At 72.4% G+C, this 15,519-nt stretch carries 12 protein-coding genes and 1 pseudogene; 10 read left to right on the top strand and 3 right to left on the bottom strand.

What is annotated here, in order from left to right:
* Positions 1–4: 4 nt before the first annotated feature.
* A complete protein-coding gene (locus Apa02nite_RS36380) occupies positions 5–2,266 on the top strand; it encodes an ATP-binding protein (protein ID WP_203829101.1) in 2,262 nt (753 codons plus the stop codon).
* Here the strand turns inward: Apa02nite_RS36380 and Apa02nite_RS36375 are convergent.
* Both Apa02nite_RS36375 and Apa02nite_RS36370 read right to left on the bottom strand, forming a co-directional pair.
* A complete protein-coding gene (locus tag Apa02nite_RS36375) occupies positions 2,257–2,616 on the bottom strand; it encodes a hypothetical protein (protein WP_203829100.1) in 360 nt (119 codons plus the stop codon). The genes Apa02nite_RS36380 and Apa02nite_RS36375 overlap by 10 nt on opposite strands.
* A 203-nt stretch (positions 2,617–2,819) precedes the next feature.
* Positions 2,820–3,656, bottom strand: a complete 837-nt coding sequence (locus tag Apa02nite_RS36370) for a LysR family transcriptional regulator (protein WP_203829099.1) — start codon at positions 3,654–3,656, stop codon at positions 2,820–2,822.
* A gap of 87 nt (positions 3,657–3,743) precedes the next feature.
* On the opposite strand from Apa02nite_RS36370, the pseudogene Apa02nite_RS52465 reads away from it, so the two are divergent.
* The 5 genes and pseudogenes from Apa02nite_RS52465 to Apa02nite_RS36350 all read left to right on the top strand — a co-directional run.
* Positions 3,744–4,709, top strand: a pseudogene (locus Apa02nite_RS52465) (ketopantoate reductase family protein); the annotation flags it as partial.
* A 141-nt stretch (positions 4,710–4,850) separates the two neighbouring features.
* Positions 4,851–5,732: a sulfurtransferase gene (locus Apa02nite_RS52460; protein WP_373873083.1), complete on the top strand. Its 882-nt coding sequence runs from the start codon at positions 4,851–4,853 to the stop codon at positions 5,730–5,732.
* The gene (locus tag Apa02nite_RS36360) at positions 5,729–7,051 is read left to right on the top strand and encodes an FAD-binding oxidoreductase (protein ID WP_203829097.1); all 1,323 of its coding nucleotides are present in this window, start codon (positions 5,729–5,731) and stop codon (positions 7,049–7,051) included. The genes Apa02nite_RS52460 and Apa02nite_RS36360 overlap by 4 nt, the downstream gene beginning before the upstream one ends.
* Positions 7,052–7,144: 93 nt before the next feature.
* Positions 7,145–9,955, top strand: a complete 2,811-nt coding sequence (locus Apa02nite_RS36355; RefSeq protein ID WP_203829096.1) for an FAD-binding and (Fe-S)-binding domain-containing protein — start codon at positions 7,145–7,147, stop codon at positions 9,953–9,955.
* Positions 9,952–10,350 (top strand): GNAT family N-acetyltransferase, encoded by a 399-nt coding sequence (locus tag Apa02nite_RS36350; RefSeq protein ID WP_203829095.1) that lies wholly within the window; start codon positions 9,952–9,954, stop codon positions 10,348–10,350. The genes Apa02nite_RS36355 and Apa02nite_RS36350 overlap by 4 nt, the downstream gene beginning before the upstream one ends.
* 288 nt (positions 10,351–10,638) lie before the next feature.
* On the opposite strand, the gene Apa02nite_RS36345 is transcribed toward Apa02nite_RS36350, so the two are convergent.
* On the bottom strand, positions 10,639–11,631 hold the full coding sequence (locus Apa02nite_RS36345; protein ID WP_203829094.1) for an LLM class flavin-dependent oxidoreductase: 993 nt from the start codon (positions 11,629–11,631) through the stop codon (positions 10,639–10,641).
* Positions 11,632–11,800: 169 nt separating this feature from the next.
* Between Apa02nite_RS36345 and Apa02nite_RS36340 the strand changes: the two genes are divergently transcribed.
* From Apa02nite_RS36340 to larE, 4 genes are all read left to right on the top strand, one after another.
* On the top strand, positions 11,801–12,496 hold the full coding sequence (locus tag Apa02nite_RS36340; protein WP_239164789.1) for a VOC family protein: 696 nt from the start codon (positions 11,801–11,803) through the stop codon (positions 12,494–12,496).
* A complete protein-coding gene (locus Apa02nite_RS36335) occupies positions 12,493–12,924 on the top strand; it encodes a nuclear transport factor 2 family protein (RefSeq protein ID WP_203829092.1) in 432 nt (143 codons plus the stop codon). Before Apa02nite_RS36340 ends, Apa02nite_RS36335 begins: the two co-directional genes overlap by 4 nt.
* 42 nt (positions 12,925–12,966) lie before the next feature.
* Entirely contained in the window at positions 12,967–14,010 is a 1,044-nt protein-coding gene (locus tag Apa02nite_RS36330) for a hypothetical protein (RefSeq protein WP_203829091.1), read from the top strand.
* Between the two features lie 568 nt (positions 14,011–14,578).
* A complete protein-coding gene (gene larE, locus Apa02nite_RS36325; protein WP_203829090.1) occupies positions 14,579–15,418 on the top strand; it encodes an ATP-dependent sacrificial sulfur transferase LarE in 840 nt (279 codons plus the stop codon).
* Positions 15,419–15,519: the final 101 nt, after the last annotated feature.

The raw sequence follows: 15,519 nt of genomic DNA, 5'->3' as shown, positions 1-15,519 counted from the left end.
CCCGTTGCCGACAGAGCAGGCCGGCCTGCCCGAGCTCGGCGAGGTGCTGCGCGACCTGCGCCGCCGACAGGCCCGCCGGACCGGTGAGCGGCAGCTGACCTACCGTGAGCTCGCGGTACGAACCGGCTGGTCGCACGGCATCCTCGGCGAGTACTTCGCCGGCCGGGTCCTGCCACCGACCGATCGCTTCGACCTGCTGGTGCGACTGCTCGGCGCGACCCCGACCGAGCAGGGCACCCTGGCCACCCTGCGCGACCAGATCGAGGAGCGGCGCCGGCGGGGTGACCCGCCGCCGCGCCAGTTGCCCACGACCGGATACCGGATGATCGGCCGGGACACCGAACTGTCCGAGCTGGACGCCATGGCCACCGACGGTGCCCCGATCGTGATCAGCGGGATGGCCGGAGTCGGCAAGACCACCCTGGCCCTGCACTGGGCACACCGGATCGCGGCGCGCTTCCCGGATGGCCAGCTGCACCTGAACCTGCGCGGCTTCCACCCCGAAGGCGCCATGACCACGGGTCAGGCACTGATCACGCTGCTCTCCTCGCTGGGGATCGCCGCGCCCCGGATCCCGGCCGATCCCGAGGCCCGGGCCGGGCTCCTCCGGACCGTGCTGCGGGACCGGCGGGTGCTGGTGCTCCTCGACAACGCGGCCGGCGCCGACCAGGTCCGTCCACTGCTCCCGCCGCCCGGATGCCTGGCCGTCGTGACCAGCCGCGGGCAACTCACCGGGCTGGTGGTCAGCGAGGGCGCCCGGCCGCTGAACGTGGACCTGCTCAGCCCGCACGACGCGCGGCGGCTGCTCGCGGAGCGACTCGGCGCCGAACGGGTCGAACGGGAGGCGGCCGCGGTCGAACGGATCGTCGTGGCGTGCGGGCGACTGCCGTTGGCGCTGGCGGTGGTCGCGGCGCGCGGTGCACTCAATCCGGCGTTCCGCCTCGGTGACATCGCCGACGAACTGGACGGATCCGCGGCTACCCCGACCGTGACACTCGGTGCCGTCCGGACCGCGTTCTCCTGGTCCTACCGGCTGCTACCGGCGGATGGACAGCGGCTCTTCCGGCTGATCGGGCTGCACCCGGGACCCGACCTCACGGCACCGGCCGCGGCGGCGCTCGGCGGACTCGACGTCGTCCGGGCCGGCGCGATCATGGCCGAGCTGAGCCGGGCCCGGCTGACCCACGAGCATCGCCCGGGCCGCTTCACCTGCCATGACCTGCTCCGGGCGTACGCGGCCGACCTGTCGGAGGGTGCCGATCCGGCAGCGGACCGCCGGGCCGCTGCCGAGCGGCTGCTGGTCCATCTGGCACACGCGGCGGGAGCCAGCACGCTCGTCCTCGATCCGTTGCGCAAACCGATCGGGATCCCGGCGGGTCAGCCGCCCCCGACCGTGACCCGGCCGGCCGACGAGGCCACCGCGATGGCCTGGTTCCGCGCCGAGCACGGGGCCCTGCTGGCCGCGCTGGACCTCGCCGTCCGCACCGGCCTGGACCGGCTGGCGTGGCAGCTGGCCTGGGGCATCGTGGTCGCCCTCGAACGCGACGGCAGGTGGCAGGACTGGATCACGGCACAGACCATCGGCCTGCGGGCGGCCGAGCGGCTGGCCGACCCGGGCGCCCGGGCGTTCTCGCACCGATCGCTGTCGGTGGGTCACGTGCGACTCGGGCAAACCACCGCGGCCCGGGCACACGCGCAGACCGGATACGAACTCTTCCGGCAGGCGAACGACCCGGCCGGCGCCGCGGTCTGCCAGCACGTGATGGCCTTCACCCGGGAGCACGACGGGCAATGGACGCAGGCGCTCGCGCACGCGCAGCGGGCCCTCGCCCTGTTCCGGCAGGCACACGACCCGGTCGGGCAGGCCCGGGCGCTGAACTCGGCCGGGCTCTACCGGGCCGAGCTGGGCGACCACGACGCCGCGTTGGACAGCTGCGGGCAGGCGCTGACGTTGCAACTCGGGCTCGGCGATCTGGCCGGGGCCGCGGCGACGCTGGACAGCCTGGGCACGATCCGGCACCGGCTCGGCGACACCGTGGCGGCCATCGCCCACTTCCGGGAGTCGCTGGCCCTCTTCGCCCAGCAGGGTGACCGGATCGGTCAGGCCGACACCCAGGGCCGGTTGGGTGAGACCCACCTCGCGGCCGGCGACGTCGCAGCGGCACGGGAGGCCTGGCAGCAGTCGCTCGCCCTGCTCGAGGACATCGGCCATCCGGGCGTCGACGCCGCCCGGGCCAGGCTGACCGCGCTGGACCGTCAGTCCTGAAGGAACGACCGGCCGCCGCAGCAGACGATCAGGAACAGCGCCGCCAGGAGGATCGGGGGGATGAGCGCCAGGCTCCGCGACACCGGACGGCCGGGTGACAGCGGCCGGCCGAAGCGGGCGACGGCCCGGGGTGGCAGCTCCGTGTCATGACTCGGCGCCGGCAGTGCTGCGAACGGGGCGATCTGGCCCGAGTTCTGCATCAGGGCGATCAGCGTGACCAGTGCGGGAAGCCCCCACCACCCCGCGATCAGGGAGAACTTCTGCTGCTTGCGGTACACGGCCAGCCCACAGTCGCGGCAGTACCAACCGGACCGGGTCTCCGTGATGAAGACGATCACGATCACCAGCACCGATTTGAAGGTCCCGTACGCCGTGGGGCCACCGCCACAGATCCCGCACAGATGTACCGCCGGCGCCGGTCGGGGTGTCGTCACGATGTCCTCCGGGAAGTCGATGCCAGAGGACGAATCCTGGTCGGCCGGGGACGCACAGGGCCCCGTTCCTGGACACGGTTGGACAGCACCGGACCGCCCGCGCGGAACGGGAACCGGCCTCAGGCGGGGCTCAGGACCGCGCGCAGTCCTTGCTGGACGGCCTCGGCGAGCTGCGGATCGGCGCCGGCGCGGATGCGGAGGCTGACCGCGGCGGGGGCCACGGCGGGCAGTTCGGGGCGTTCGATCAGGCCGTCGGGCGTCGAGGCCGCGGTCGCCATCAGGGCCACGCCGAGGCCTGCGCGGACCGCGTCGAAGACGCCGGCGACATAACCGCTGTCGCACACCACATACGGGTCGCGGCCGTTCGCGGACAGGGCCGCCACCGCGCGGCGGCGCAGGACGCACGGTTCCTCGATGGCGACCAGCGGGACCGCCGGGCCGGGCGGTGCCTGCCAGCCGGCGGCCGCGTACCAGGTCAGCGACAGCGCGCCGACCGGGATGCCGTCCACCGAGGACGCCTCGGCCAGGTGCACGGCCAGGTCCAGGGTGCCGCGGTCGACGGCCGCGTCCAGGCGCCGGGTCCGGTCGATCCGGAACCGCACCTGGTGGCCGGGCAGCGCCGCGGTGACGGCGGGCAGGATCAGGTCGGCGGCGTGCTCGGTGGCGCCGACCGTGATGCTGGGCCGGCCCGGCCCGATCAGCCGGCGCAGCGCCTCGTCGTGCGCGGTGAGGATCCGCCGGGCCTCACCCAGCAGCGCCTGCCCCTCGGTGGTGAAGACCGCGGCCCGGCCCTGCCGCTCGACCGCGGCCCGGCCGAGCACCTTCTCCAGCCGCCGCACGTGCTGACTCACCGCGGACTGACTGATCCGCAGGGTCGCCGCGGCGCGGTGAAAACCGCCGCAGTCGGCCACCGCGACCAGGCTGCGCAGCGCGACGATATCCAGGATCTGAGCCATGCCGCGGACGCTAGCAGCGGATCGATAAGCAACCGCGTTTGATTCCGATCGGAAATCAGTGTTGGACAGCTGCCACTCACGACAGCCATGCTGACCTGCATGACTTCGGCTCCAATTCCTACTGAACCTATCGGTGAAATCGGCCACTCCTCTCGCTATGTGGTCATCGGCGCGGGCGCGGTGGGCGCGTCGATCGCCGCCGAGCTGCACCGCGCCGGAGTCGACACCCTCCTGGTCGCGCGAGGTGCCCAGCTCACCGCCCTGCGCGACAAGGGCCTCACTTACGTACGACCGGACGGCGCCCACCAGCTGCGCCTGCCCGTGGCGGCCGGGCCCGACGAGGTGGAACTCGCCGAGAACGACGTGCTCGTGCTGGCCACCAAGTCGCCGGACACCGCCGCGGCGGTCCGCGACTGGGCGTGGCGCCCGGTCAAACGCGCCGACGGCCGCACCGGGGTGGCGGCCACCGACCTGCCCCTGGTCACCCTGCAGAACGGCCTGGACAACGAGCGGACCGCGCTGCGCTCGTTCGCGCACGTGATCGGCGGGGTGGTCTGGATCCCGGCGACGTTCGTGGTCCCGGGTGAGGTGGTCAACCACGCCGACCCGGTCCCGGCCGTGCTGTTCCTGGGCCGCTACCCGGCAGCCCCCGGCACCGACCCGGTCGCCGAGCGGGTGGCCGGCGGGCTGCGCCAGGGTGGCTTCACCGTGCACCTGGTCGCGGACGTGACCGCACACAAGGCCGCCAAGCTGCTCGGCAACCTGGTCAACTCCCTGGACGCGCTCTACCCGCCGAGCGAGCTGCGCGACGCCGCGGTGGCCGCGCTGCGCGCCGAGGCGAAAGCCGTCTACGCGGCCGCCGGGATCGTCCCGGCCGTCCCCGGCCACACCGGCTTCGGAGTCGCCGAGATCGCCACCCACCCACGGGTCGGCAACTCGACCCGGCAGAGCCTGACCCGCTCGACCGTCCCGGAGACCGACTTCCTGGACGGCGAGATCGTGCTGATGGGCCGCCTGCACGGGGTACCGGCCCCGGCCGCCGCGGCGGTGCAGGCGCGCATCCACCGGGCGATCACCGAGACCACGCCGGCCGGCTCGCTCGACGACACCGACCTGGCCGCGACGCTGCCCGCGCTGAAGAAGCGGCCGGTCCAGCCGGAGCAGGCCGCCGACCTGTCGCCGCTCTCCCCCGGCTTGCAGTCGCTCACGGTCCGCTATGGAACGACCGCCGACGACACGACGCGGGACACCGTGCTGGTCACCGCCGAGGAGATCTATCGCCGGGCCGCCGAGCCCGCCCCGCCGGTCCTGCTCGACGTCCGGTGGGCGCTCGGTGATCCGTACGGCGCGGAGCACTACCGGGCCGGGCACCTGCCCGGCGCCGTCTACGTCGACCTGGACACCGAGCTGGCCGGACCGCACGCGCCGGGCACCGGGCGGCACCCGCTGCCCACCCCGCAGAAGCTGCAGTCGGCCGCCCGCCGCTGGGGCATCAGCCGGGACAGCACGGTCGTGGTCTACGACAACAGCGGCGGGCTCGCGGCCGCCCGGGCCTGGTGGCTGCTGCGCTGGGCCGGCGTCCCCGACGTACGGATCCTCGACGGCGGGCTCGCGGCCTGGAAGCAAGCCGGTTTCGCGGAGGCGACCGGGGAGGCCCGGACCCGCCCGGCTGGGGACATCACCCTGGACGGCGGGCACCTGCCGACGCTGACCGCGGACGAGGCGGCCGCACTGCCGGCCACCGGCACGCTGCTGGACGCCCGCGCCGGTGAGCGCTACCGGGGCGAGGTCGAGCCGATCGACCCGCGCGCCGGGCACATCCCCGGCGCGGTCAGCAAGCCGACCGGCGAGAACCTGCGGGCCGGGGTGCCGTACTTCAAGAGCAGCGGGGAGCTGCGCGAACGGTTCGCCGGCGTGCGCGGGCCGGTCGGCGTGTACTGCGGCTCGGGCGTGACCGCCGCGCACCAGATCGCCGCGCTCGCGGTGGCCGGGATCGACGCCGCCCTCTACCCCGGCTCGTGGTCGGCGTGGTCGTCGGATCCGAGCCGCCCGCTGGCCACCGGTGGACAGCCGTGAGCGTCGGGTGGCTCGCCCAGGCCGGTGTCCGGTGGAGCACTGATCCGCAGGTGCTCGCCGAGAAGCGGCTGGACCGCTCCGGGTGGGAACCCGACGGCTCCCCTGCCGCCGTGGTCTTCCCGCGTACGGTCGCTGACGTGCAGGCGGTACTCAAGGGTGCGCAGGAGACCCGTACCAAAGTTGTTGCTCGTGGCGCCGGGACGGCCTTGACCGGAGCGACTGCCGCGGGCGAAGGGGTCCTGGTTCTTGATCTTTCCGGGTTGAACCGGATCCTGGACGTACGGCCGGCCGACGGTGTCGCCGTGGTCGAACCCGGCGTGATCACCGCGGACCTGGACCGGGCCGCGGCCGCGCACGGGCTGCGGTACGCACCCGACCCGGCCAGCCTGGAACTGTCCACGATCGGCGGCAACATCGCCACCAACGCGGGCGGGCTGCGCTGCGCCAAGTACGGCGTGACCCGCGACGCGGTGCTCGGCCTGGACGTGGTGCTGGCCGGCGGGGAACGGATCAGCACCGGCCGGGCCACCCTCAAGGGCGTCGCCGGGTACGACCTGACCGGCCTGTTCGTCGGTTCGGAAGGCACCCTCGGCGTGATCGTCGGCGCGACTCTGCGGCTGCGGCCACTGCCCGAACCGACCGCCACGATCGCGGCCTACTACCCGGACATCGAGACGGCCGCCGCCGCGTCGGTCGCGCTCGCCGAGGCCCGGATCCAGCCGGTGCTCGCCGAACTGCTCGACCAGGCCACCCTGGACGCGATCGATCCCGGACTCCGGGCCACCGGTTCGGCGCTGCTGATCGTGCAGACCGACGGCGGGCCGGACGAGGCCGCGCACGCCGCCGAGGTCCTCGCCAAGGGCGCCACGCTGGTGCAATCGGCCGGCGACCCGGCCGAGTTGCTCAAGGCCCGGCGCCAGGCCCTGCCGTCGATCGAGAAGCTCGGCCGGCCGCTGATCGAGGACATCGCGGTGCCGCGCTCCCGGCTCGCCGAGGCGGTCCGCCGGATCGGGGTGATCGCCGCGCGCCACGACGTGCCGATCTGCACGCTCGCGCACGCCGGCGACGGCAACCTGCACCCGATCATCGTGGCCGGCGGGTACGGCGAGCCGATCCCGGACGCCGCGACCCGCGCGGCCGATGAGATCTTCGCGCTGGCGCTGGAGCTCGGCGGGACGGTCACCGGCGAGCACGGGGTGGGCGTGCTGAAGCGGGCCTGGCTGGCCAAGGAGATCGGCCCGCTCGCCCACGACCTGCAGCGACAGATCAAGGCGGTCTTCGATCCGCTCGGCATCCTCAACCCGGGGAAGGCCATCTGAGCGCGTCCCGCGCTGCGGGAAGGCGCCGTCGCCCACGTCGGGCATGTCGGTAGGGTGCTGGCACTGCCCGCCGACAGATTGCCCTGGACAAACGTGACAACCGCTGCGATCTCCACCTCCCTCGTCTCCGCCCTGGCCAGCGCCGGCATTCCCGACGTGCTGACCGATGCGGCACACCGATCGGCGTATTCGAGCGACGCGTCCCTCTACCGGGTGGTGCCGCAGGCGATCGTGCGGCCGCGGCAAGACGACGACGTGGCGGCGACGCTGCGGGTCTGCCGGGAGCTCGGGATCCCGATCACCGCGCGGGGCGCGGGCACGTCGGTGGCCGGCAACGCGATCGGCCCCGGCGTGATCCTGGACTTCAGCCGGCACATGAACAAGGTGCTCGAGGTGGACCCGGCGACCCGGACCGCGCGGGTGCAGGCCGGCACGGTGCAGTCGGTGCTGCAGGCCGCGGCGAAACCGCACGGGCTGCGGTTCGGCCCGGACCCGTCGACGCACACCCGCTGCACGATCGGCGGGATGATCGGCAACAACTCCTGCGGGTCACGGACCCTCGGGTACGGGCGGACCTCGGACAACGTCGCCGGGCTGACCGCGTTCACCATCGACGGCGAGCAGTTGATCACCGGCGCCGGAAGCACCGGCGCCGAGAAGATCGTCGACGAGCTGCGCACCGTGATCGGCGCGAACCTGGCCACCGGGCGCACCGAGTTCGCCACGTTCGGCCGGCAGGTCTCCGGCTATGCCGTCGAGCACCTGCTGCCGGAGAACGGCTTCAACCTGACCGAGTTCCTGGTCGGCAGCGAGGGCACCCTCGCGGTGATCACCGAGGCGACGGTGAAGCTGGTCGCCGACCCCACGTACCGCACCCTGGTCGTGCTCGGATACCCCGATTTCGGTACGGCCGGCGACGTCATCCCGGCCATCCTGGAGTTCACGCCGACCGCGTGCGAGGGCCTCGACCACCGGATCTGTGACGTGGTGCGCAGCCGGCGCGGGCCGGACGCCGTCCCGCCGCTGCCCGGCGGCACCGCCTGGCTGATGATCGAGATCGCCGGTGAGGACCCGGACGAGGTCCGTGACCGGGTGGAACGGCTGATCGCTGCCGGTCAGGCGCTCGACTCGCTCGTCGTCGAGGACCCGGCCAAGGCCGCTCCGCTGTGGAAGATCCGCGAGGACGGGGCCGGGCTGGCCGGGCGCGCGCCGTCCGGGCTGCCCGCGCACGCCGGGTGGGAGGACGCCGCGGTGCCGCCCGCGCGGATCGGGGCGTACCTGCGGGACTTCGACAAGCTGACCGAGCGGCACGGATTGAGCGCGATGCCGTACGGGCACCTCGGCGACGGGTGTGTGCACGTGCGCCTGGACTTCCCCCTCGACAAGCCGGGCGGGCCGGGCAAGTTCCGGGCGTTCCTCGAGGACGCAGCCGATCTGGTGGTCAGCTACGGCGGGTCGCTCTCCGGGGAGCACGGCGACGGGCGGGCCCGGTCCGAGCTGCTGAGCCGGATGTACTCGCCGGACGCGATGAACCTGTTCCGGCAGATCAAGCACACGTTCGACCCGTCCAACCTGCTCAACCCGGGCAACCTGGTCGACCCGGATCCGGTGGACGCGAACATCCGGGTGTCGCAGGCCCGGAAGGTGACGGTGCCGCTGGCGCTCGCCTATCACCACGACGGCGGGGACTTCAACCAGGCCGTGCACCGGTGCACCGGTGTCGGGAAGTGCCGGGTGGACACGACGGTGCTCGGCGGGGTGATGTGCCCGTCGTTCCTGGCCACCAAGGACGAGAAGGACTCCACCCGGGGGCGTGCTCGGGTGCTGCAGGAGATGCTGGACGGGGATCTGGCTCCGGATTGGCGCTCGGATGCCGTACACGATGCTCTTGATCTTTGTTTGTCCTGCAAGGGGTGCGCGTCGGACTGTCCGACCGGTATCGACATGGCGGCCTACAAGTCCGAGGTTCTGCACCAGAGCTACAAGGGGCGGACCCGGCCGCGTTCGCACTACTCGCTCGGGTGGCTGCCGCGCTGGTCCCGGCTGGCGTCGAAGATGCCGCGCTTCGCGAACCTGATGACCAGCCTGCCGGGGATCCGCGGGCTGGCCCTGTTCGCCGCCGGGGTGGACTCGCGGCGGTCGATCCCGACGTTCGCTGACCGCACTTTCCGATCGTCGTTCACGCCGATCAGAACCGGTAAACCGGTGATCCTGTTCGTGGACAGTTTCACGGACCATTTCGCGCCGGAGATCGCGCAGGCCGCGGTCGAGCTGCTGACCGACGCCGGCTACGCGCCGCAGGTGACCAGCCGTAAGGCGTGCTGCGGGCTGACCTGGATCTCCACCGGGCAGCTGGACGCCGCCCGGCGGATCCTCGGCGCCACCGTGCACGAGCTGCACCAAGCGGTCAAGAAGGGCATCCCGATCGTCGGCCTGGAACCGTCGTGCACCGGGGTGCTCCGCAGTGACGCGGTCGAGTTGGTGGACAACGAGGCGGCCCGGGAGGTCGCGGCGGCCACCAAGACCGTGGCTGAGCTGCTCGCCGCCACCCCGGACTGGACGCCGCCGTCGCTCGAGGGCGTGCGGGTGATCGCCCAGCCGCACTGTCACCACCACGCGGTGATGGGCTGGGAAGCCGACGCCAAGCTGCTGAAGAACGCCGGCGCCACGGTGAAACGCCTCGGCGGCTGCTGCGGGCTGGCCGGGAACTTCGGGGTCGAACGCGGACATTACGAGGTGTCGGTGAAGGTCGCCGAGCAGCAGTTGCTGCCCGCATTGGACAAGGCCGAGGACGGCGACATCTTCCTCGCCGACGGCTTCTCCTGCCGCACCCAGGCCGACGATCTCGCCGACGTGACCGGAGTGCACCTGGTCCAGCTGCTCGCCACGGCCCTGAAGAAGTGAAGATCCGTTCGTTCCGCTGGCCGGACTACGACGCGGTCGCCGAGGTGTGGGCGGCGGCCGCGCGCGAGGTGGTCCCGCGGGCGGAACTCGTCCGAAAACTGACCCGCGACCCGGAATTGTTCCTGGTCTCGCTCGCCGGCGATCGGGTCACGGGTGTGGTGATGGGCACGTTCGACGGCCGGCGCGGGTGGATCCTGCGCCTCGCGGTCGACCCCGCGCACCGCCGCCAGGGCATCGCCGGCGCCCTCGTGCGCGAGCTGGAGTCGCGCCTCCGCGCGCTGGACTGTCCACGGATCAACCTGCTGGTCATGCCGGACAACGCGGCCGGCCTGGCCTTCTGGCAGTCCCTCGGCTACCTGCCGATGCCTGACGTGCTGTGCACTAAACCCCTCTAAACCCTATTTGGTACGAATGGGGAGCGCGCGTCCGTAGGCTACGAGCCGCGTCCCGCCCGTGAGGCGGCGCGAGGCCGCCCCTTGGTTTCGGTCCTTGGCGCGCCTTTCGGGTTCGTCGGCTGGTGCTGGGGGCTGTCTCCGGGCGGTCGAGACGGCCGTGAGGACCAGCTGGGGTTTCGCGAGGGGACGGTTCGGGCGGGCGGGGTGCTCGGCCGCAGATTTCCTTGCCGGGCGCCGCTTCCCCGCCGCTGGCCTTTGGGCGGTGGATTGGGTGGGCCGTGCTTTCGCCTATTGCTGCGATAGCGGTCGCTGTGGTGTTTCGGCAGCGTTTTTCCACTTGGGAATGAGGGCTGCTAGTCGTTGCAATTGGTGGTGCTGGGAATGTAGGTCTAGGGCTGCGAGGCGGACGATGATGTGGCGGGTGCCGGCGTTGATGTAGCGGTTGATGGCTGTGCGGACTCGGTCCGGGGAGCCGGTGATGACGGCCTGGGTGGTTTTCAGTTCGTTGAGGCTGAGGCCGTAGGTGGCGGTTGCGTAGGTTTCCATTGCCTTGAGGCTGCGGTTTTCGTCTTCGTCGATGTGCAGGGTGACGAAAAGGGCAGGGGTGATGGCGTTGGCGGGGCGGCCGGAGTCGGTTGCGGCCTGGTGGATCTGGAGTAGGCCGGAGGCGTAGTCGGCTGGGTCGGGTGGGTAGGGGAGCCATCCGTCGTACAGGCGGCCGGTGCGGGTCAGCGCGGTGGGGGTGGCGCCGCCGAGCCAGATGGGTGGGCCGCCGTCGTGGAACGGGCGGGTCGCCGGTGGGATGTGGTCGTACTGGAAGAACTCGCCGTGGAAGGTGGTGGCGCCGGACCACAGGGCGCGCCACAGGGTGATGGTTTCGTCCAGGCGGGCGAAGCGGTTCGGCCATGGGACGTCGGACAGGGTGTAGAACGGGCGGCCGAAACGGCCGGGGAACCCGGCGCCGACTGCCACGGTCAACCGGCCGCCGGAGAGCAGGTCGATCGAGGCGAGCGACTGTGCCGCCTGCAACGGGCGGCGGAGGAACGGGAGCAGTGCGCCGGTGCCCAGCGTCGCGGTCGTGGTGGTCGCAGCCAGCGCGGCCAGCATGGTCAGGGCTTCGATGCGGGGGCTGATCAGGGAGTCGTTGACGAAGAGCGAGGAGAAGCCGAGGCTTTCGGCCTCGCGGCCGAAGGCGATCAGGTCACGCGGGTCGTCGTCGGCGCCCCACTGGGCCTTGCCGGTCGGAAGAAGTACACCGATGTCCACGGCGATGATGGTCACCGGCGGCGGCGACACCCGGCAATTCCCTCGAAGGTATGGCCCCGGGGACATGGTTGCGTCGAGAAGTGATCGGATGCGTGGTAGGTCGCTGCTGGTCACCGCATAGGGCTTCGTGGAGGCGGAGGAATTTCGGCTGCGGGGAGTGGGCGATCGGCCTAGGGTGCGCGGGGTGAAGCTTTTTGCGATCTGTATCGATGCCGGTGATCCTGGGAAACTCGCGACGTTCTGGGCCGGGGTGCTCGGGCGGGAGGTGATCGACGGTGCGGTTCTGCCCGCCGCGGCGGATCGGGGGTTCCGGATCAGGTTCGCCGAGAGCCGGGCGCCGAAGGTCGTACAGAATCGGTTGCACTTCGATCTGACCAGCACGTCGCTGGAGGATCAGCAGGCGACGGCGGACCGGGCGGTGCAGCTCGGCGGGCGGCACATCGACGTCGGGCAGCTGCCGGAAGAGGGGCACATCGTGCTCGCCGACCCGGATGGCAACGAGTTCTGCGTGATCGAGCCGGGGAACAACTTCACCGCCGGCTGCGGTGTCATCGGGACGCTGTCCTGCGACGGGACGCCGGAGGTCGGGCATTTCTGGAGTGCCGCGCTGGGCTGGCCGCTGGTCTGGGACCAGGACGAGGAGACCGCGATCCAGTCGCCGCAGGGCGGTCCGAAGATCTCCTGGGGTGGGCCGCCGTACGCGCCGAGGAACGGCCGGGACCGGCTGCGCCTCGACCTCGTCGCGGCCGAGGGTGAGGATCGGCAGACCGAGATTGATCGGCTGGTCGGGCTGGGCGCGACGATCGCCGGCCCGGATCCGAGTCAGGCCGGGCGGCTTCTGATGACCGATCCCGACGGCAACGAATTCAGCGTGGCGTGACGCCGCGGGAGGTTTTTCTCGCGCTGGTGACCGGCGTCGCGGAGGGACGCGGGCCGGAGCTGGCGGACCTGTATGCGGAGCGGACCCACGTGGTGCACCCGTTCCATCCGTTGCGGCCGCCCGCCATCGAGAGCCGGGATGAGCTGCGGGAACACTTCACGCCGACGGACGAGAGCCGGCGCCTGCAGCGAACCGCGGAGCGAATCCGGATTCACGAGACGACCGACCCGGAGGTCATCGTCGCGGAGTTCGATTACCGGGGAGTCGACACCGGGACCGGGGTGGCGTTCGTCCAGCCGGCGATCTTCGTGCTGCGGGTGCGGGACGGGACGATCGTGGAGTCCCGCGACTACTTCGACCACCTGACGACCGCGCGGAGCCGCGGCCAGTTGGACAGCCTGCTGGCCGCCCTCGAGGCGCGGACCTGACGGCGGCGGCACGCGGTAGCGGGAGCATGGTCGAATGGGGCCATGCTCCTCGCTCCCCTGCTCGCCGCCGCGGTGGCGGCCGGCCCCGTCTGCAAGATCGACGACAAGCGGACGGACGAGCTGTCCGGGCTGGTCACGACCGCTGACGGGTATGTGGTGGTGAACGACGGGGCGGACAAGGCGTCGCACCGGAAGATCTTCTACCTGGGCAAGGACTGCTCGGTGGAGCGGACCGTGTCGTTCCCGTCGCGGCCCCGGGACACCGAGGACATGCAGCTCGGGCGGGACGGGACGCTCTGGGTCGGCGACATCGGGGACAACGGCGAGAGCCGGGACACCATCGCGCTGTGGAAGCTGGCGCCCGGCGCGTCGGAGCCGAGCCTGCACCGGCTGTCGTACCCGGACGGGCCGCACAACGCGGAAGCGCTGCTGATCACGGCGGACGGGACGCCGATCGTGGTGACGAAGACGGCCGGGGCCGCGGGGGCGTACGTTCCGGACGGTGCGCTGCGGGCCAAGGGGACCACGCCGCTGAAGCGGGCCGGGGACGTGTCGGTGCCGATCACCACGACGAGCAACCCGTACTCGTTCCCCGGCCGCTTGGTGATCACCGGGGCGGCCAGCAGCGCGGACGGGACGCGGGTGGTGCTGCGGACCTATGCGGACGCTTTCGAGTATGACGTGCCCGGCGGGGACGTCCTGAAGGCGATCACCACGGGGACGCCGCGGCAGATCCCGTTGCCGGACGAGCCGCAGGGGGAAGCGGTGGCGTACACGGTGGACGGGACGGCGCTGCTGACCGTTTCGGAGGGGTCGAAGCCGGAACTGATGCGGTATCCGCTCCCGGCGGCGGGCGCGGCGTCGCCGCCTTCCGCGGATCCGTCCCCGGGCGCTCCGGTTCCTGCGGAGCAGTCGGCGGGCACACCGGCTCCCGCGGGGGCGTCGGTTCCGGCCGCCGCGCCGGTCGCGGAGTCGGCGGAGGAGGACAAGCCCGCGCTGGCCCCGATCCTGCTGGTCCTGCTGGCCGGGACGGGCCTGATCCTGGGCGCGGCCGCATTCGTGTGGCGGAGGCGCGCCCGGGGCTGACCGCAGTCCCGTGCGGTCGGGGCTACCGGAGTCCGCGTTGCGGTCGGGGCTGGCCGCAGTCCGCGTTGCGGTCGGGGCTGGCCGCAGTCCGCGTTGCGGTCCCGCCGGCTGGCTGCCAGGGGTCCCTCCGGGGCCTCGAGACACCCCTGAGCGCCAGCCGCAGACCGGAAGCCGGGCCGCAATCCGCGAGTTGAGCGGTGCACCCGGTTCGCGGCGCGGCGCGGGGTCGTCGGCTGGTTGCTGGGGGTGCCTCCCGGCTGTTGAGGCACCCCTGAGCACCAGCCGGGGCCGCGAGTCGCGCCGCGGTCCGGAGTTGAGCGGTGCACACGGTCCGCGGCGCCGAGCTGAGTGGGGCACCCGGTTCGCGGCGCGGCGCGGGGTCGTCGGCTGGTTGCTGGGGGGGGTGTCTCAACAGCCCTGAGGCACCCCTGAGCGCCAGCCGGGGCCGGGAGTCGCGCCGCGGTCCGGAGCTGGGCGGTGGGTTCGGGTCACGGCGGGGCTGGGGTGGGTGCTTGCCAAGCCGGGTGGGGTGGGGTGAGCTGAGGGCCGCCGACGGGAGGAGAGCGCTATGGGCGGCTCTGAGGTCGATGATGTGGTGGCTCGACTCGAGGGGATGCTGACCGGGATCGATCGGCTGGCGGTGGCGTTTTCCGGTGGGGTTGACTCGTCGCTGCTGCTGGCGCTGTCGGCGCGGGTGCTGGGGCGGGACCGGGTACTCGCGATCCTCGGGGTGTCGCCGAGCCTGCCGGAGCACGAGCGGGCCACCGCGCACGAGGTGGCCCGGCACGTCGGGGTGCCGGTGGTCGAGGTGGTCACCAGGGAAGGCGAGCGCGCGGACTATCGGCGCAACGGGCCGGACCGGTGTTTCCACTGCAAGGACGAGCTTTTCACGCGGATCGGGGACGAGGTGCTCGCGGAGTACCGGGTGGACGCGGTGGCGTATGGCGAGAACGCCGACGACGCGCTGCGGCCGGATCGGCCCGGTTCGCGTGCGGCGGCCGCGCATCGGGTGCTGCGGCCGCTGGCGGGGCTCGGGTTGCGCAAGACCGACGTACGAAGGCTGGCCCGAGCCTGCGGACTGCCGTGTGCCGACAAACCCGCGGCGCCCTGCCTGGCATCGAGGATTCCGCACTACAGCGAGGTGACGCCAGCGAAGCTGGCGCAAATTGAACAGGCCGAGGGTGCGTTGCGGCAGTTGGGCTTCGCCGATTTCCGGGTACGTCATCACGGCGAGATCGCCCGCATCGAGCTGCCCGCCGAGGACCTGGTCCGGGCGGTCAGCACGCCGATCCGTGAGGCGGTGCACGCGGCGGTGCTGGCGGCCGGTTTCCGGTTCGTCACGCTGGACGTCGCGGGGATCCAGTCCGGCGCTTTCACGCTGCCGCTGGTCCAGGTGACCCGTGCCTGATCCGCTCGGCCCCACCGACACCCGAGCCGACAGCGCCACCGGGACGACCGGCACCGCCCGGACCGACAGCGCCACCGAGACCACCGAGACCGCCCGGGCCG

Source organism: Actinoplanes palleronii, assembly GCF_016862315.1.
GTDB classification, from domain to species: domain Bacteria; phylum Actinomycetota; class Actinomycetes; order Mycobacteriales; family Micromonosporaceae; genus Actinoplanes; species Actinoplanes palleronii.
Note: the sequence above shows the minus strand (reverse complement) of the source record. Positions and strands in the feature narration are given on the sequence as shown.

Excerpts from the sequence above, each read along its gene's own strand:
- larE (WP_203829090.1), top strand. The coding sequence starts at position 14,579 with ATGGGCGGCTCTGAGGTCGATGATGTGGTGGCTCGACTCGAGGGGATG.
- Apa02nite_RS36370 (WP_203829099.1), bottom strand. The coding sequence starts at position 3,656 with ATGGCTCAGATCCTGGATATCGTCGCGCTGCGCAGCCTGGTCGCGGTG.
- Apa02nite_RS36330 (WP_203829091.1), top strand. The coding sequence starts at position 12,967 with ATGCTCCTCGCTCCCCTGCTCGCCGCCGCGGTGGCGGCCGGCCCCGTC.